Raw genomic sequence first — 16,741 nt, 5'->3', positions numbered from 1 at the left:
GGGGGCCGGGGGGCGGGGATGGGCCGGTGACGTTGCTTCGAATGTGGAGTGTTTCTGCGGCGCTGCGCGCCTTGGGGCGGGAGCGGAGGGCGGGGCGCTGCGCGCCTCGCAGTGAGGGGCGGCGCTGCGCGCCTTCTGATGCGGAGTGAGGCGTCGGCGCTTCGCGCCGCCGGGCCGGCGACTGCGGGGGCGACCGTTCGAGGGCCTGTGCTCCGGGGGAGTTCCCCACGGTTGGCGGGCTGGAGGGGGCGGTGACCAGGGACAATCCGGTAGCCGCCGACGAAAGTAAGGGGACGTTCGACACGCCTGCGCGCGTACGGGAAACGCGCTCGAATGGACCACGACGCGGCAGTACGCGCGTAGGTGTGTCGGGCGGCCCCGACCCACGACGTGACGGCGGCGAACCACAGCCGAAGGCGAGGTGCACCCCCGCCCGGCAGCGAGCCGACAGCGGGGAGAGACCCCTATCCAGCCCGCCCGGCGTTTGAGGGCGAGGCGCGCAGCGCCGACAAGCCCGGCCGGCGCTTGAGGCCTCCGGGCGAAGGCCGGATGCGCGTCAGCCGACGCAACCGGCAGCCAAAGACCGCCGCACAGGGCCACCGGCCGGAGGCCGACGCACACCGCCGCGCGACGGAGGCGACGGAGGTCAGCCGACAAACACCGCCAAGCTCTTAGCCCGCCCCTCACGCCCCTCCACCAACGCGATGAACCGACCCCCCGGGTCGAACACCGCGTGCGGACCCGGCCCCAGATCCGGCGCCGCCAACTGAGCCCCGTGCGACAGCCGCTCCGCGTCGGGCGCGGACACGTCCCAGCGGGGGAACGCCGCCGCGGCGGCCTCCGCGATGGGCAGAACCGTCAGCGTCTCCTCCAGCTCCGGCAGCGTCCGCGCCGACGCCAGCGTGTACGGCCCCACCCGCGTCCGCCGCAGCGACGTCAGATGACCCCCCGTACCCAGCGACGCCCCCAGATCCCGGGCCAGCGCCCTGATGTACGTACCGGAGGAGCACACGACCGTCACGGACGCGTCAAGCACCGACGTACCGTCCGGGGCGACAGCCGGACGCAGCCCGTCGAGCGAGAAAGAAGACACCCGCACCGGCCGGGCGGCGAGGACCACGTCCTCCCCGTCGAGCACCCGCTTGTACGACCGCTTCCCGTCCACCTTGATCGCCGACACGGCGGACGGCACCTGCATGATGTCCCCGGTGAGCTCCGCGATCCCCGAGAGCACGGCGGCCTCGGCCACACCGGAAGCCCCGGGAGACGACGTGAGAGTCCCCTCCGCGTCGTCCGTCACCGTCGTCTGGCCGAGCCGGATCGTCGCCACGTACTCCTTCTCGGTCAGCGCCAGATGACCGAGGAGCCGCGTGGCCTTCTCGACCCCCACCACGAGCACCCCCGTGGCCATCGGATCGAGCGTCCCCGCGTGCCCCACCCGCCGGGTGCGGGCCAGCCGCCGTATCCGGGCGACCACGTCGTGCGAAGTGAAGCCGGACGGCTTGTCGACGATGACCAGGCCGTCCGGCGTCTTGTCCGTACCGCTCACTCGGTGTCCGCGTCCTCGTCCTCGCCCGGCTTGCGGTACGGGTCCGCCTCACCGGCGTACGCGGCGCCTGCGGACGCCTGGCGTACCTGCTCGTCCTTCGCCTTCGCCCGGGCCAGCGCGTCGTCGATGGTCTTCGCCGTGTCCGGCAGCGCGTCCGCGACGAACGTGAGCGACGGCGTGAACTTCACGCCCGCCGCCTGTCCGACCGCCGACCGCAGGACGCCCTTGGCGCTCTCCAGGCCCTTGGCCGCCTGCGCCCGCTCCTCGTCGTCGCCGTACACGGTGTAGAAGACGGTCGCCTCGCGCAGGTCACCGGTCACCCGCGTGTCGGTGATGGTCACCCTGGTCCCGAGCCGGGGGTCCTTGACGCCCCGGTGCAGCTTCTCGGCGACCACCTCGCGGATGAGGTCAGCGAGCCTCTTCGCCCTTGCGTTGTCGGCCACTGGTCCGTCTCCTTCTTCGTGTCACTCGTCTTCTTCGCCGTGCAGCCGCCGTCGTACGGACAGCAGCTCCACCTCCGGACGCGCGGCCACCAGCCGCTCGCACCGGTCCAGCACGTCCGTAAGGTGTCCGATGTCACCCGAGACCATCGCGAGGCCGATCCTGGCCCTGCGATGAAGGTCCTGGTCCCCGACCTCGGCGACGCTCACCGCGAATTTGCGGTGCAGCTCGGCGACGATCGGGCGGACGACGGAACGCTTCTCCTTCAGTGACCGTACGTCGCCGAGGAGGAGGTCGCAGGACAGGGTCCCCACATACACATTGATCCGGATGACCCGCCGGTTCGGGCTAGATCGCAGCACAGCGCAAGCGCAACCGTACCCTGCCGTCCGCGGTCCCTCGACGGGATTACCGGCGCAGCGGCAGCTCCGCCCCCATGACCGCGTACGGGCTGGGGGCCGAGGGGAACAGCACGCGGCGGGCCAGGTCCCGGTAGCCCAGCGAGCGGTAGAGGCGGCGGGCGGGGCTCTCGACGTCGATCGCGGAGAGGATCGAGCGGGGCTCGGTCGCCTCGTCGGTGATCCGGGTGATCAGCTCGCGGCCGATGCCGCGCTGCTGGTACGCCGGATGCACGTGGAGCTCGGTGATCACGAAGGAGTCGTCGAGCCAGCCGTCGAGTCCGGCGGCGCGCAGATAGGGCTGGACGACGGTGGACCACCAGTAGATCCGGTTGTTCGGCATCCCGTACACGAAGCCGACCAGGCGCCCCTGCTCGTTCGTCGCGCCGAGGGCGCGCACCCCCCGGTTGGCGGTGTGCCGCAGCACCACGTGCCGGCGGACGCCGATCTCGTCGTCGGTCAGTCCGAAGGCGAGGGCCTGGACGGCCAGGGCCTCGTCCACCCGCGCGGCAAGGTCGAGCGGGCCGACCACGACGTCTTCCATGGCTGGGCACCCTACTGCCTTTCCGCGGGGGCCGAGATATCAGCGGCCGCGCCGCGGGCCCCCGCGCCCCCGATAGCCTCCGCCCATGGCAGAGATCCGGCGTATGTCGACGATGACGCTCAAGACGCTGCGGGACGCTCCGGGGGACGCGGAGACCGCCAGTCACCGGCTGCTGGTCCGGGCGGGCTACGTCCGCCGCGCGGCGGCCGGGATGTGGACCTGGCTGCCGCTGGGCAAGCGGGTGCTGGACAACGTGGCGCGCGTCGTGCGCGAGGAGATGGACGCGATCGGCGGCCAGGAGGTGCAGCTCCCGGCGCTGCTGCCGCGTGAGGTGTACGAGGCCAGCGGGCGGGCGGAGGAGTACGGGGACCTGCTGTTCCGGCTGACGGACCGCAAGGGGGCCGCGTTCGTGCTGGGGCCGACGCACGAGGAGCTGTTCGCCCTCGTCGCCCAGGAGCAGATGACCTCGTACCGCGATCTGCCCGCGATCCTCTACCAGATCCAGACGAAGTACCGGGACGAGGCCCGGCCCCGGTCGGGGGTGCTGCGCGGGCGTGAGTTCCAGATGAAGGACTCGTACTCCTTTGACGTCGACGACAAGGGTCTGGCCGCGAGCTACGAGCTGCATCGCGGCGCCTACCAGCGGATCTTCGACCGGCTCGGCCTCGACTACCGGATCTGCTCGGCGATCTCCGGCGCCATGGGCGGCTCGGAGTCCGAGGAGTTCCTGGCCCCGGCGGCGGCCGGGGAGGACACCTTCGCCGACTGCCCGGCGTGCGGCTTCGCGGCGAACACCGAGGCGGTACGCACCACCGTCGCGCCCGCCGACGGCTCCGCGCACGGCCCGCTGGAGGAGATCGACACCCCCGGCACGCCGACGATCGAGACCCTGGCCGCCCGGCTCGGGGTCCCCGCCTCCGCGACGCTGAAGAACCTCCTCGTCACGGTGGACGGCGAGATCACGGCGGTGGGCGTGCCCGGGGACCGGGAGGTGGACCTGGGCAAGCTGGCGGAGCTGCTGGCCCCCGCCCAGGTGGCGCTGGTCACCGCGGAGGACTTCGCGACGCGGCCCGATCTGGTACGGGGCTACGTGGGCCCGCAGGGTCTGGCGGGCGTGCGGTATCTCGCCGACCCCCGGATCGCGCCGGGCACGGCATGGGTCACGGGCGCCAACAGGCCGGACACGCACGCGCGCAACGTGGTGTGCGGGCGGGACTTTGAGGTCGACGCGTACCTCGACGTCGTCGTGGTGCGCGACGGCGATCCGTGTCCCGCGTGCGGCGGCGGGCTGCGGCTCGGCCGGGCCATCGAGGTCGGCCACATTTTCCGGCTGGGGCGCAAGTACACCGACGCCTGCCGCTTCGACGTCCTGGGCCGGGACGGCAGGCCCGCCCGGGTGACGATGGGCTCGTACGGGATCGGCGTCTCGCGGACCGTCGCCGCGCTGGCCGAGCAGACGGCGGACGACAAGGGCCTGTGCTGGCCGCGCGAGGTGGCGCCCGCCGACGTGCACGTGGTGGCCGCCGGGAAGGCCGTGCAGACCCAGGCGGCGCTGGCGCTCGCGGAGCGGCTGGCGGAGTCGGGGCTGCGGGTCATCGTGGACGACCGGCCGCTGTCGCCGGGGGTGAAGTTCACGGACGCGGAGCTGATCGGCGTACCGCGGATCCTGGTCGTGGGGCGGCGTATCGGCGAGGGGATCGTGGAGCTGAGGGACCGGCGGACGGGGACCAGCACGGAACTGCCGGAGACGGACGCCGTGCAGCGGCTGTGGGAGGACCTGGGGTGAACGCCCGCTCCCCGGGCATCAGCCGGTGGCGGGCGGCCGGGTCCCGGGTTCGTCGGAGCGCAGGAGGCGCAGGAACGCCTTGAGGCCCGTGATGATCTCCTCGTTGGACGTGAGGCGGTTGATCGCGGACTCGAACTCGCGGGCCAGGGCGTCGATCTTGCGGTCGGCCTCGTCGGCGCGGGTGTAGACGGAGGCGTTCAGCGCGTCGACGGTGCGCCGGAGTTCGGCGAGGGTCCGGTACTGCTCCTCCGCCTTGGCCTCCAGGAGCTTCTGGCCCCGTACGACGTCCTCGACCTGGCCCAGGAGCGTCACCACGTCGTCCCGGGGGAAGCGGGCCTCCCGCAGCAGCACGCCGAGCCGTTCGCGCAGCTGGCCGAACCAGGCGCCGGACGGGCGCAGGACCGTACTGGCGAGGAAGAATCCCGCGAACCAGTACCCGGCCTCCTCGCCCGTCACCAGCGTGATCCCCAGTGCCAGCAGCGCCGTCAGCACATGCCCGCCGATCGCCGTCCGCAGCATGATCCGCGCGATCCGGGCGGCCTCCGCGTCCCGCTTCTCGGGGACGGTGAGCCCCTTCTCGCGGCTGACCGCGATCTCGGCGAGCACCGCGTGGGCCTTGAAGTACAGGTTCCACGGCACCGTCAGCAGCACCAGCAGCCACAGCAGCGACAGCAGTCCCGCCGCGATGCCCAGCACCGTGCCCGTCGGCACGTCCACGGCGTACGCGAGGACGAGCGCGCCCACGGTCAGCGCGACGGCCACGGCGCCGGTCAGCAACTTCCCCATACGTGCCCCCAGTCGGCGGGATCCTGAACGCCAGGGTCCTACCCGTGGACGGGGGCGGCATGAGTACGGCTACTCAGTTCGCCAGCCCCTCCAGGAACCGGGCCGCCACGGGTCCGGCGTCCCTGCCGCCGGAGCCGCCGTCCTCGATCAGGACGCAGAACGCCAGGTCCGACTCCCCCAGATACCCGGTGAGCCAGGCGTGGGTCCGCGGCGGGCTGTCGGTGCCGAACTCGGCGGTGCCGGTCTTGGCGTGCGGGTCGCCCGGCAGGTCGCGCAGGGCCTGTCCGGAGCCGGAGACGACGACCTCCCGCATGAGGGTGCGCAGCATCCCCGCCGTCTTCGGGGCCAGTTTCTCCGTGGTCTCGTACGGCTTGTCCACCGCGTCGGGCACCAGCACCGGCTGGTGGAAGGCGCCGGTCTTGACCGTCGCCACCACCGACGCCATGACCAGCGGGCTGGCCTCGACCCGCCCCTGGCCGATCATCGCGGCGGCCCTGTCGTTCTCGCCGCTCGTCGCCGGGACGGCGCCGTCGAAGGTCGCCGCGCCGACCTGCCACGTACCGCCGATGCCGAAGGCGCGGGCGGTCTCGGTGAGCGAGCGGTCGGTGAGGCGGGAGCGCAGGCCGACGAAGCCGGTGTTGCAGGACTGGGCGAAGACGTCGCGGAAGGTGGTGCCGCGGGGCAGGTCGAACTCGTTCTGGTTCTCGAAGCGCTGTCCGCCGGCCGTGGCGTACTTGGGGCAGGCGACGGCCGATCCGGCGGTGACGCCCTTCTCGGACAGCGCCGCCGAGGTGACGATCTTGAACGTGGAGCCCGGCGCGTAGCGGCCGGTCAGGGCGATGTCCGGGCCGGACGGCGGGTTGTCGGCGACCGCCAGCACGGTGCCGTCGCGGGGGCTCAGGGCGACGAGGGCGGCGTTCTTGTCCAGCCCCTCGAGCGCCGCCTCCGCGGCGCGCTGCACGCCGGGGTCGATGGTCGTACGGACCGGCTTCCCGGCGCCCGCGGCGTGCTCGGCGAGGGTCTTCACGGGCTGGCCCGTCTCCCGGTACGCGGTGACGATCTCGGTGTGCGGCCGGGCCCGCAGCCGCTTGTCGTAGCGCGCCTGCAGCCCCGACGCCCCCACGTCGGTGGTGCCCGGTGTCACGGCGCCGACCAGCGAGCGCGCGTACCGGGCGACGGGCTGCTCGGTGTCGCGGAACTGCACGCCGGAGAGCCGCTCGAGCCGTCCCCGGTGCTCCTCGAAGACCTCGTCCCGCAGCGTGACCACCGGCACCGACGAGTCCGCGGAGGCCTTGGCCACCCGCGTCCGCAGCGCCTTGACGTCGATACCGGCGTCGAGGCCGGCGAGGGCGTCGTACACCTCGTCGGGGCGGGTGAGGCGCTTGGGCCACAGGGAGATCTGCCAGACCTTCTCGTCGCCGGCCAGGGGGGTGCCGTCGGCGGCGAGGACCGGGGCGCGTTCGGCGCGGTGGCGGGTGAGGACGAGGGTCTCGTGGTCGCCGAGCGCCGGATGGAGCAGGCGCGGGGTCCAGTGGACGGTCCAGCCCTCGCCCCGGGGTCGGACCCGGGCGGTGGACGCGTACGTCCAGTGGCCGTGGTCGGGGAGGGTGAAGTCGAGCTTCAGGGACACCTGGTAGCCCTGGTCCGCCTCCTTCGCGCCGTCCGTCGTGAGGTCGGCCTTCTTCGCGCTCAGGTTGCGGACGACGGACTCGAGCAGGTCGGCGGCCCGCACCGGGTCGTCGGTGTGCGCGGCGGCGTCCTTCGGCTTCCCCGCGGCCCAGGCGTCGAGGAACGCCTGGGCCTCGCCGCGGGCCTCGTCGGCCGGGTCGTCGCCGTCCGGTCCGAACACCAGCACGGCGGCCAGGATCCCGACGGCCGCCACTCCCGCAAGCAGCCCCACGAGCAAGCGTTTTGTCCGCATGGGCACGCATGGTACGGGCTGTGCCGGGCCGCCGAGAGCTTTGCTCAGAGCCAGCCCGCGAACTCCAGCAGCAGCTCACCGCGCCGCGCGTCCCCCGCCGCGATCCGGCTCACGCCCGCGGTGACCGCGCGGAAGCGGGCCCAGCCGCGCAGCCGCCCGGCGTCCACGTCCAGGGCCTCCGCCAGCCGGGTGACCCGCCGCCGGGCGGTGGCCTCGGCGCCCGAGGAGGCGGCGAGCGTGTCGAGGCGGTCGCGTACGAGACGCGCCAGGTCGTACGCCCGGTCCCCCACCAGGGGCCTGGGGCCGACCGCGAGCCAGGGGTGGCGTTCGCCGGCGAGGATCCGGCCCTGGTGGTAGTCGCCGTGCAGCAGGGACTCCTCGCCGGGGTCGGCGGTCAGCTCCCGGCGAAGCTCGAGGGCCTCGTCGATCAGCGCCCGCGCGTCGGGGGCGGCGCCCCGCTCGGCCTCCAGCCGCTGGGCCAGCGCGGCGGTGTGGTCGGTGACGGAGGGGAACGGGTGGCCCTCCCCCGGGTCCACCCACAGCCGCTGCAGCGTGGAAATGGCCTCGAGCACCGCCTTGGCCTCCGCCAGCGACCGCAGGCTGACCGCCCCGGCCAGCCGCTCCAGCAGCAGCACCCCGTCCCCGGGCGCCGCCCGCAGCAGCCGTACGGCGCCGCTCCCGTCCCACACCCCGAGCGCCGCGGCCTCCCGCGCGGTCGGCTCCCCGGCCGGTGACAGCTTCAGCGCCGCGGGGGCCCCGTCGGCCGTACGGACCAGGACCACCATGCTCCGGGTGCCGCCGGGCGCGAGCACCCGCTCCACGGTCAGCTCCCACGCCGCCACGTACCGCCCGGCCAGCTCCGGCAGCCCCGCCAGCCATCCGCGTGCCGCGTCGCCGCCGCGCCCGACGGCGGCGCGGACGAGGCGCTGCGGCGGGTCGAGCCGGACGGGCGGGTGTGCGGAAGTCATACGAGCAGTGTCCTTTGCGGTCGTACGGACGTCAGGACGGCGTCCGGTCGTACGCCCCGGACGTCATACCCCGGCGGCGCGCTCCGCCAGGCCGGGGAAGGCGGTGCCGCGCCCGCGCCACCGCGCGGCGCGGACGGCGGCCTCGCGCAACGCGGCCAGGGCCTCGCCGCGCAGCTCGCCGGACGCGGCGCGCACCAGGTCGGCGTACACGCCGGCGACCCGGTCCTCCAGCTCGGCGGCGAGCCGGACGGCGTCGCCCCCGTCGGACACGGTGAACGGCAGCGCGTAGCCGGCGGCGGCGGCGCGGGGTTCGCCGCCGAGGTCGCGCACCAGGCGGGCCACGGTGTCGCGGCGGGCGCGGTGGGCGTCCCAGGCGGCGCGGGCCTCGTTCGCCCGGTCCTCGCCGATGAGGGCGCCGATCACGCCGTAGCCGTACACCGCGGCGTGTTCGCCGGCCAGGACGGCCTGGGCGGCGATCAGGGAGTGGTCGTCGTCGCTCATTCGGCCGCTCCCTTGCTCAGCAGATACGCGTGCACCGTCCCCGCCGCCGACACCGACGCCAGCAGGCGCGCCAGCTCGCCGGGGGCGCCGGCGAGGGTCCTGGCGTGCGCGTCGGCGGCGCGCTTGGCGGCGGCGGCCAGGTCCGCGCGGGCCTCGCGCGGGTCGGTGGGGACCGCGGGGGCGGGCGGGGGCGCGGAGGGTTTGGCGCCCCCGGTGTTCTTGGGGCGGGCCTTCTTCTTCGCCGGCCCGGACCCCGGCTCCGCGAACGCCGCCGCGTACGCCGCCGCCTCCGTCCGCAGTGGGCCGAGCTCCTCCGCCAGCGGCGGATGGGCGGCCAGCACCGCGTCGTAGCGCTCGAGCAGCGCCGAGGCGTCCGCGTGCGCCTGGCGGCGCAGCAGCCGCTCCGGTGAGGGTCCGGAACCCCCGCTGTCCTTTTTGCCCGGTTCGGCCGTCTGGCAGCCGGTAACCAGGGCGACGGCGCCCAAGGCGGCGCCCCGTAGCAGCTGACGGCGCCCCGCGGCACGCGTCGTCCCCGTGATCAGCACGACCCGAGCGTACCTGTGGGCGTCGCCGACGTCGCGGAGCGGATACCCTTTGACCTGACACGACTGTCTGAGACCCGATCCCACAACAGCACACGCGGCCGAGGAGTCACCCGGATGAGCACCACCCAGAACGAGAGGCTGCGCGGACTGCTCGAACCGCTGGTCGCGGAGTTCGAGCTGGATCTGGAGGACGTCGAGCTCGAGACCGTCGGGCGCAAGCGGATCCTGCGGGTCGTGGTGGACTCCGCGGACGGCGTGGACCTCGACGCCTGCGCCGAGCTGAGCCGGGCCGTGTCGGACACCCTGGACGCCCCGGAACACCGGACGGTCATGGGCGACGCCCCGTACGAGCTGGAGGTGGGCTCCCCGGGCGCCGAACGGCCGCTGAAGGAGCCCCGCCACTTCGAGCGGGCGCTGGGCCGGCTGATGCGGGCCCGGCTGACCAAGGACGCGGGCGGCGACGAGATCGTCGCCCGGATCCTGGCGGTCGACGCCGAGGGGCTGGACACCGAGGTGCAGGGGATCAAGGGGCGCAAGTCCAAGCCCCGCCGGGTGGCGTTCGCCGAGATCGAGCGGGCGCGGGTCGAGGTCGAGTTCAACCGCAAGCAGGACGAGAACGAAACGATGGGCGAGGAGGCGTAGCCGTGGACATCGACATGAGCGCACTGCGCGGTTTGGTGCGGGAGAAGGAGATCTCCTTCGACCTGCTGGTCGAGGCCATCGAGTCGGCCCTCCTGATCGCCTACCACCGCACCGAGGGCAGCCGCAGCCGCGCCCGCGTGGTGCTGGACCGCAGCAACGGGCACGTCACGGTGTGGGCCGTGGAGGACGACGAGGACGTCACGGAGGGGCAGAAGCCCCGTGAGTTCGACGACACCCCGTCCGGATTCGGACGGATCGCGGCGAGCACCGCCAAGCAGGTGATCCTGCAGCGGCTGCGGGACGCCGAGGAGGAGGTCACGTTCGGCGAGTACGCCGGGCGTGAGGGCGACATCGTGAGCGGCGTGGTCCAGCAGGGCAAGGACCCGAACAACGTACTGGTCGACATCGGCAAACTCGAGGCCATCCTGCCGGTGCAGGAGCAGGTGCCGGGCGAGGACTACCGGCACGGCACCCGGCTGCGCACCTATGTGGTGCGGGTCGCCAAGGGTGTGCGCGGGCCGTCGGTCACGCTGTCGCGTACGCACCCGAACCTGGTGAAGAAGCTCTTCGCCCTGGAGGTGCCGGAGATCGCGGACGGCTCGGTGGAGATCGCCGCGATCGCCCGCGAGGCCGGGCACCGGACGAAGATCGCGGTGCGTTCGACGCGCTCCGGGCTCAACGCCAAGGGTGCGTGCATCGGCCCGATGGGCAGCCGGGTGCGCAATGTGATGGCCGAGCTGAACGACGAGAAGATCGACATCGTCGACTGGTCGGACGACCCGGCGCGGCTGGTGGCGAACGCGCTGTCGCCGGCCCGGGTGACGAAGGTCGAGGTCGTGGATCTGGCGGCGCGCTCGGCGCGGGTCACGGTGCCCGACTACCAGCTGTCGCTGGCCATCGGCAAGGAAGGGCAGAACGCCCGGCTGGCGGCCCGGCTCACCGGGTGGCGCATCGACATCCGCCCCGACACGGAGTCGGCGGAGGACTGAGTTCCGCCCGCAGGAACACCCGCACCAAATCCGTACCAAACCATAAACATCCGTTCGATTTTCCCCCCGAAGGGGTGAGGTCGTGCGGGGGAGGTAGACTTAACGGTGTCTGGCCGGACGCACGCCCGAGCGTGCCCTGAGCGCACCTGCGTGGGGTGCCGGGAGCGGGCGGCCAAAGACGATCTGCTGCGTGTGGCGGTGGCCGGGGACGCGTGCGTGCCCGACCCTCGCGGTACGCTGCCCGGCCGGGGCGCCTATCTGCACCCCGCCGAGGCATGCCTTGACCTGGCGGTCCGCCGCCGGGCGTTCATCCGGGCCTTCCGGGCCCGGGGGCCGCTCGGCACCGAAGCGCTGACCGAGTATCTGTCCGGGCAGCAGAGCACGTCCCTGTAGGAAGAGAACCGCAGTAGTGACCGCGCGGGGCCCCCGTGCGGTCGAGGTACCTCGCGAGTTGGAAGTAGGTCGAGATTGCGATGAGCACTCGATGAGTACGCGATGAGTACGCCCATGCAGAAGTAGCGACGGTCCGGCGGTGATCCCGGACCAGAAGGAGCGAAGTGGCTAAGGTCCGGGTATACGAGCTCGCCAAGGAGTTCGGAGTGGAGAGCAAGGTCGTCATGGCCAAGCTCCAAGAACTTGGCGAATTCGTCCGCTCGGCGTCCTCGACCATCGAGGCGCCGGTTGTACGAAAACTGACTGACGCTTTCCAGGCGGGCAACGGCTCCGCGGCGGCGAAGAAGCCCGCCGCGCGCAAGCCGGCGGCGCCCGCCGCGAAGAAGACCGCCGCCCCCAGGCCGGGCGGCGCCCCCGCGCCCAAGCCGGGCGGGCCCCTGCCGGGTCCGGCCGCGAAGAAGGCCGCCCCGAAGGCGCCCGCGCAGCCGGTGACGGCCGCCGACGCCGTGGCGGCCAAGGCGACGCCGGCTCCCGGCGCCGCGCCCTCCACGCCGGCCCCGGGCCCGCGTCCGGGTCCCAAGCCGGCCCCGGCCAAGCCTGTGCCGGCCGCCGAGTTCACGGCTCCGCCCGCGGCCCCGGCCCCGGAGCGGCAGCAGTCCGCGCCGTCCGGGCCCCGTCCCGGTGGCGCCCGTCCCGGTCCGGCCCAGCGTCCGGCGCCCGGCGGTCAGGGTGAGCGCCGTGGCGGCGCCCCCCGTCCCGGCGGTCGTCCGGCGGGTCCCCGCCCGGGCAACAACCCGTTCACGTCCGGTGGCTCCACCGGTATGGCCCGCCCGCAGTCCCCGCGCCCGCAGGGCGCGCGGCCCGGCGGTCCGCGTCCCGACGGCGGCGGCCAGGGCGGTCCCCGTCCGCAGGGCGGCCCCCGTCCCACCCCGGGCGCCATGCCGCGTCCGCAGGGCGGTGCCCCCGCGGGCGGTCCGCGTCCCGGCGGCCCGCGTCCGAACCCGGGCATGATGCCCCAGCGCCCCGCGCCGAGCGCCCGTCCGGGCGGTCCCGGCCGCGGCGGTCCCGGCGGCGGTCGTCCCGGTGGCGGCCCCGGCGGTCGTCCCGGTGGCGGCGGCGGCTTCGCCGGCCGTCCCGGCGGCGGTACGGGTGCGCGTCCCGGTGGCGGCGGCGGCTTCGCCGGTCGTCCCGGTGGTGGCGGCGGCTTCGGCGGCGGCCCCGGCGGCGGTGGCCGTCCGGGCTTCGGCGGCCGTCCCGGCGGCCCCGGTGGCCGTGGTGGCACGCAGGGCGCCTTCGGCCGTCCCGGCGGTCCGGCGCGTCGTGGCCGTAAGTCGAAGCGGCAGAGGCGCCAGGAGTACGAGGCCATGCAGGCCCCGTCCATCGGCGGTGTGATGCTGCCCCGCGGCAAGGGCGAGACCGTGCGTCTCTCCCGCGGCGCGTCGCTGACGGACTTCGCGGAGAAGATCAACGCCAACCCGGCGTCGCTGGTCCAGGTGATGTTCAACCTGGGCGAGATGGTCACCGCGACCCAGTCGGTCTCGGACGAGACGCTGACCCTCCTCGGCGAGGAGATGAACTACATCGTCCAGATCGTCAGCCCGGAGGAGGAGGACCGCGAGCTGCTCGAGTCCTTCTCGATCGAGTTCGGCGAGGACGAGGGCGGCGAGGAGAACCTGGTCGCGCGGCCGCCGGTCGTGACCGTCATGGGTCACGTCGACCACGGTAAGACGCGACTGCTCGACGCCATCCGCAAGACCAACGTCATCGAGGGCGAGGCCGGCGGCATCACCCAGCACATCGGTGCGTACCAGGCGACGACCGAGGTCAACGGCGAGGACCGCCGGATCACGTTCATCGACACCCCGGGCCACGAGGCGTTCACCGCCATGCGTGCCCGTGGTGCCAAGTCGACGGACATCGCGATCCTGGTCGTCGCCGCCAACGACGGCGTCATGCCGCAGACGGTCGAGGCGCTCAACCACGCCAAGGCCGCGGACGTGCCGATCGTGGTCGCGGTCAACAAGATCGACGTCGAGGGCGCGGACCCGACCAAGGTGCGCGGTCAGCTGACCGAGTACGGCCTGGTGGCCGAGGAGTACGGCGGCGACACGATGTTCGTCGACATCTCCGCCAAGCAGGGTCTGCACATCGACTCGCTGCTCGAGGCGGTCGTGCTGACCGCCGACGCCGCCCTGGACCTGCGGGCCAACCCGGACCAGAACGCGGAGGGCATCGCGATCGAGGCCCACCTCGACCGCGGCCGCGGTGCCGTGGCGACGGTCCTCGTCCAGCGAGGCACGCTGCGCGTCGGTGACACGATCGTCGCGGGTGACGCGCACGGCCGGGTCCGGGCGCTCATCGACGACAAGGGCAACACGCTGGAGGAGGCGGGTCCGTCGACCCCGGCGATGGTGCTCGGTCTGACCAACGTCCCCGGTGCCGGCGACAACTTCCTCGTCGTCGAGGAGGACCGTACGGCCCGTCAGATCGCCGAGAAGCGTGCGGCGCGCGAGCGCAACGCGGCCTTCGCCAAGCGGATCCGCCGGGTCAACATCGAGGACCTGGACAAGATTCTCAAGGCCGGCGAGATCCAGTCGCTGAACCTGATCATCAAGGGTGACGCGTCCGGTTCGGTCGAGGCCCTGGAGTCGGCGCTGCTGCAGCTCGACGTCGGCGAGGACGAGGTCGACATCCGCGTCCTGCACCGCGGCGTCGGTGCGGTCACGGAGTCCGACGTCAACCTGGCCATGGGCTCCGACGCCATCATCATCGGTTTCAACGTCCGCGCCGAGGGGCGTGCGACGCAGATGGCCGAGCGTGAGGGTGTCCAGGTCAAGTACTACTCGGTCATCTACCAGGCGATCGAGGAGATCGAGGCGGCCCTGAAGGGCATGCTGAAGCCGGAGTACGAGGAGGTCGAGCTCGGCACCGCGGAGATCCGCGAGGTCTTCCGCTCGTCCAAGCTGGGCAACATCGCCGGTGTCCTCATCCGCTCGGGCGAGGTCCGCCGTAACACCAAGGCGCGCCTCATCCGCGACGGCAAGGTGGTCGCGGAGAACCTCAACATCGAGGGTCTGCGTCGGTTCAAGGACGATGTCACCGAGATCCGTGAGGGTTACGAGGGTGGTATCAACCTCGGTAACTTCAACGACATCAAGGTCGATGACGTCATCGCGACGTACGAGATGCGGGAGAAGCCTCGCGGCTGAGCCCGGTGTTCGTTTCCGGCGCCCCGGCGCCTCGCCCCTTCGGGGGTGGGGGCCGGGGCGCCGGTCGTTTTCGCGGGCGTTGCGTTTCGCTGCGGGGGCTTCGCCCCCGGGCCCCGAGTCGGCGCTGCGCGCCTCCGGCCTCAAACGCCGGCCGGGCTGTATCGGCGCTTCGCGCCTCGGCCTCAAACGCCGGCCGGGCTGTTGTTGCGGCTCGGGCGGAGGAGTTGCGGTTCGGGCGGAGGCGTTGCGGCTCGGGCAGAGAAGTTGCGGTTCGGGCGGAGGAGTTGCGGTTCAGTCGGAGGATCTGGCTCCGGCCCCTGGACGGTGAGGCACAATTGAGCGAACCTCCTCGTACGTTCCGGCACAGTCCCGTTTCCGAAAGGCCGTCCCGCGGATGCTCACGCTCGGCGCCCTCGTTCGTCACCCCGGTCTTCGGCTGGGGGTGCTGGCCGGTGACGGCCGGCTCGGGGCCGGGGTGCGGTGGGCGCAGACCAGTGAGCTGAGTGATCCGGGGCCGTGGCTCGATGGTGGGGAGCTGCTGCTCACCACCGGGATGAAGCTCGACGTCGACGATCCCGACGCGATGCGCCGGTACGTGGAGGGGCTGACGGGCGCCGGGGTTGTCGCCCTCGGCTTCGGGGTGGGCGTGACCCATGACTCCGTGCCCAAGTCCCTCGTCGAAGCGGCCGCGGACGGTGGCCTCCCGCTGCTCGAGGTCCCCCGCACCACCCCGTTCATCGCGATCTCCAAGGCCGTCTCGGCCGCCGTGGCCGCCGACCGGTACCAGGCCGTCACGGCGGGCTTCGAGGCCCAGCGCGACCTCACCCGCGCCGCCCTCGCCGACGGGGGCCAGAGCACCGTCGTGGCCCGCCTCGCCGCGCACCTCGGCGGCTGGGCCGCCCTGTACGACACCAGCGGCGCCCTGATCGCCGCCGCCCCGGAGTGGGCGGCGGGCCGGGCCCGGGCACTGCGGCCCGACGTGGAGCGGCTGCGTGACCGCCCCGCGCCGGCCAGCGCCGTGGTGGCCGGCGGACCGGACGGGGCGGACGGTTCGGGCGGGCCGGAGCAGGGGGCCGGTGACCGGGTGGAGCTGCAGAGCCTCGGGTCCGGGCGGCGGTCCTGCGGAGTCCTCGCCGTCGGGACGGACACCGCCCTGGACACCGTCGCGCGCTACGCGGTGCACGCCGCCGTGGCCCTGCTCACCCTCACCACCGAGCGCTCACTGTCCTTCCAGGCCGCCGAGCAGCGTCTGGGCACCGCCGTGCTGCGGCTGCTGCTGTCCGGCCACCCGGAGCACGCGCGGGCCGTCGCGGGCCCCCTGTACGGCGGGCTGCTCGACGCGCCGGTGCGGCTGATGGCCGCCGAGGCCGCGGAGCCGCAGGACGGGCAGGACGCCGCGCTGACGGAGTTCGCGGACGCCCTGGAGACAGTGGCGCTGACCTCCGGCGAGCCGGTGCTGGTCGTGCCCGACGGGGGGCGGCTGCTGGTGCTGGCGGCCGACGCGGGGGCCGTCGCCCGGGCGGCGGAGGAGCACGCGGCGGTGGTCGAGGACCGGTATCCGGGGTCCGTCGGACCGCCCGGGGGCTCGCGGCCGGCGGCGGCCCGTACGCCGCTGCCCCTCACCGTCGGCGTCTCGGCGCCCGCGGGACCGGCGGCGGTGCCCGCGGCGTACAAGCAGGCGGAGCAGGCGGTGTCCGTGGCCCGGCGACGGGGGCGGGTGCTGGTGGAGCACGAGGACCTGGCGGCCGGCTCCGTACTGCCGCTGCTGGCGGACGACGCGGTGCAGGCGTTCGCGGACGGTCTGCTGCGGGCGCTGCGCGAGCACGACGCCACCGGGCGGGGCGACCTGGTGGAGTCCCTGCGGGCGTGGCTGTCGCGGCACGGGCAGTGGGACGCGGCGGCGGCGGACCTGGGCGTCCACCGGCACACGCTGCGCTACCGGATGCGGCGCGTGGAGGAGATCCTGGGCCGCTCGCTGGACGACCCGGACGCGCGGATGGAGCTGTGGCTGGCGCTGAAGGCGAGCGCGGTCGGCCCGTAACGCCGCCGCGTCCAATCCGGCCCCCCGA

At 73.7% G+C, this 16,741-nt stretch carries 15 protein-coding genes; 6 read left to right on the top strand and 9 right to left on the bottom strand.

The genetic code is table 11. The features are described from left to right. Nucleotides 1-646: 646 nt before the first annotated feature. The 4 genes from truB to SRB5_RS30955 form a co-directional block, all read right to left on the bottom strand. A complete protein-coding gene (gene truB / locus SRB5_RS30970; RefSeq protein WP_323378771.1) occupies nt 647-1,549 on the bottom strand; it encodes a tRNA pseudouridine(55) synthase TruB in 903 nt (300 codons plus the stop codon). Continuing rightward, entirely contained in the window at nt 1,546-1,992 is a 447-nt protein-coding gene (rbfA, locus tag SRB5_RS30965; protein ID WP_323378770.1) for a 30S ribosome-binding factor RbfA, read from the bottom strand. Before rbfA ends, truB begins: the two co-directional genes overlap by 4 nt. A 21-nt stretch (nt 1,993-2,013) precedes the next feature. Next, the gene (locus SRB5_RS30960; RefSeq protein ID WP_323378776.1) at nt 2,014-2,310 is read right to left on the bottom strand and encodes a DUF503 domain-containing protein; all 297 of its coding nucleotides are present in this window, start codon (nt 2,308-2,310) and stop codon (nt 2,014-2,016) included. 88 nt (nt 2,311-2,398) lie between these two features. Then, nucleotides 2,399-2,932, bottom strand: coding sequence for a GNAT family N-acetyltransferase (locus tag SRB5_RS30955; protein WP_153456781.1), 534 nt, complete (start codon nt 2,930-2,932; stop codon nt 2,399-2,401). 85 nt (nt 2,933-3,017) lie between these two features. Between SRB5_RS30955 and SRB5_RS30950 the strand changes: the two genes are divergently transcribed. Continuing rightward, nucleotides 3,018-4,718 carry a proline--tRNA ligase gene (locus tag SRB5_RS30950; protein WP_153456780.1) on the top strand — a complete coding sequence of 567 codons (1,701 nt, stop codon included), beginning with the start codon at nt 3,018-3,020 and terminating at the stop codon, nt 4,716-4,718. Nucleotides 4,719-4,736: 18 nt separating this feature from the next. Here the strand turns inward: SRB5_RS30950 and SRB5_RS30945 are convergent, their stop codons facing one another. From SRB5_RS30945 to SRB5_RS30925, 5 genes are all read right to left on the bottom strand, one after another. Next, on the bottom strand, nt 4,737-5,504 hold the full coding sequence (locus tag SRB5_RS30945) for a hypothetical protein (protein ID WP_153456779.1): 768 nt from the start codon (nt 5,502-5,504) through the stop codon (nt 4,737-4,739). 73 nt (nt 5,505-5,577) lie between these two features. Beyond that, on the bottom strand, nt 5,578-7,425 hold the full coding sequence (locus SRB5_RS30940; RefSeq protein ID WP_153456778.1) for a penicillin-binding transpeptidase domain-containing protein: 1,848 nt from the start codon (nt 7,423-7,425) through the stop codon (nt 5,578-5,580). Nucleotides 7,426-7,469: 44 nt separating this feature from the next. Continuing rightward, nucleotides 7,470-8,393 (bottom strand): aminoglycoside phosphotransferase family protein, encoded by a 924-nt coding sequence (locus SRB5_RS30935; RefSeq protein ID WP_153456777.1) that lies wholly within the window; start codon nt 8,391-8,393, stop codon nt 7,470-7,472. A 63-nt stretch (nt 8,394-8,456) separates the two neighbouring features. After that, nucleotides 8,457-8,894, bottom strand: coding sequence for a ferritin-like domain-containing protein (locus SRB5_RS30930; protein WP_153456776.1), 438 nt, complete (start codon nt 8,892-8,894; stop codon nt 8,457-8,459). After that, nucleotides 8,891-9,439 carry a hypothetical protein gene (locus tag SRB5_RS30925; protein WP_323378768.1) on the bottom strand — a complete coding sequence of 183 codons (549 nt, stop codon included), beginning with the start codon at nt 9,437-9,439 and terminating at the stop codon, nt 8,891-8,893. Before SRB5_RS30925 ends, SRB5_RS30930 begins: the two co-directional genes overlap by 4 nt. 114 nt (nt 9,440-9,553) lie before the next feature. On the opposite strand from SRB5_RS30925, the gene rimP reads away from it, so the two are divergent. The 5 genes from rimP (at nt 9,554) to SRB5_RS30900 (ending at nt 16,713) form a co-directional block, all read left to right on the top strand. Further along, the gene (rimP, locus tag SRB5_RS30920) at nt 9,554-10,081 is read left to right on the top strand and encodes a ribosome maturation factor RimP (RefSeq protein ID WP_153456775.1); all 528 of its coding nucleotides are present in this window, start codon (nt 9,554-9,556) and stop codon (nt 10,079-10,081) included. Between the two features lie 2 nt (nt 10,082-10,083). Continuing rightward, entirely contained in the window at nt 10,084-11,070 is a 987-nt protein-coding gene (gene nusA / locus SRB5_RS30915; RefSeq protein ID WP_323378767.1) for a transcription termination factor NusA, read from the top strand. Nucleotides 11,071-11,175: 105 nt separating this feature from the next. Continuing rightward, complete coding sequence (locus tag SRB5_RS30910; RefSeq protein ID WP_323378766.1) at nt 11,176-11,463, top strand: YlxR family protein; 288 nt, start codon at nt 11,176-11,178, stop codon at nt 11,461-11,463. Between the two features lie 164 nt (nt 11,464-11,627). Next, nucleotides 11,628-14,672, top strand: a complete 3,045-nt coding sequence (gene infB, locus SRB5_RS30905) for a translation initiation factor IF-2 (protein ID WP_323378765.1) — start codon at nt 11,628-11,630, stop codon at nt 14,670-14,672. Nucleotides 14,673-15,066: 394 nt separating this feature from the next. After that, the gene (locus SRB5_RS30900) at nt 15,067-16,713 is read left to right on the top strand and encodes a PucR family transcriptional regulator (protein ID WP_153456774.1); all 1,647 of its coding nucleotides are present in this window, start codon (nt 15,067-15,069) and stop codon (nt 16,711-16,713) included. Nucleotides 16,714-16,741 lie beyond the last annotated feature (28 nt).

This window comes from Streptomyces smaragdinus (assembly GCF_009604385.1).
In the GTDB taxonomy this organism is placed as follows: Bacteria; Actinomycetota; Actinomycetes; order Streptomycetales; family Streptomycetaceae; genus Streptomyces; species Streptomyces smaragdinus.
The sequence above is the reverse complement of the archived record's forward strand: the minus strand, read 5'-3'. Positions and strand labels throughout refer to the sequence as shown.

Excerpts from the sequence above, each read along its gene's own strand:
- SRB5_RS30955 (WP_153456781.1), bottom strand. The coding sequence starts at position 2,932 with ATGGAAGACGTCGTGGTCGGCCCGCTCGACCTTGCCGCGCGGGTGGAC.
- SRB5_RS30950 (WP_153456780.1), top strand. The coding sequence starts at position 3,018 with ATGGCAGAGATCCGGCGTATGTCGACGATGACGCTCAAGACGCTGCGG.
- SRB5_RS30945 (WP_153456779.1), bottom strand. The coding sequence starts at position 5,504 with ATGGGGAAGTTGCTGACCGGCGCCGTGGCCGTCGCGCTGACCGTGGGC.
- SRB5_RS30940 (WP_153456778.1), bottom strand. The coding sequence starts at position 7,425 with ATGCGGACAAAACGCTTGCTCGTGGGGCTGCTTGCGGGAGTGGCGGCC.
- SRB5_RS30935 (WP_153456777.1), bottom strand. The coding sequence starts at position 8,393 with ATGACTTCCGCACACCCGCCCGTCCGGCTCGACCCGCCGCAGCGCCTC.
- SRB5_RS30930 (WP_153456776.1), bottom strand. The coding sequence starts at position 8,894 with ATGAGCGACGACGACCACTCCCTGATCGCCGCCCAGGCCGTCCTGGCC.
- rimP (WP_153456775.1), top strand. The coding sequence starts at position 9,554 with ATGAGCACCACCCAGAACGAGAGGCTGCGCGGACTGCTCGAACCGCTG.
- SRB5_RS30900 (WP_153456774.1), top strand. The coding sequence starts at position 15,067 with ATGCTCACGCTCGGCGCCCTCGTTCGTCACCCCGGTCTTCGGCTGGGG.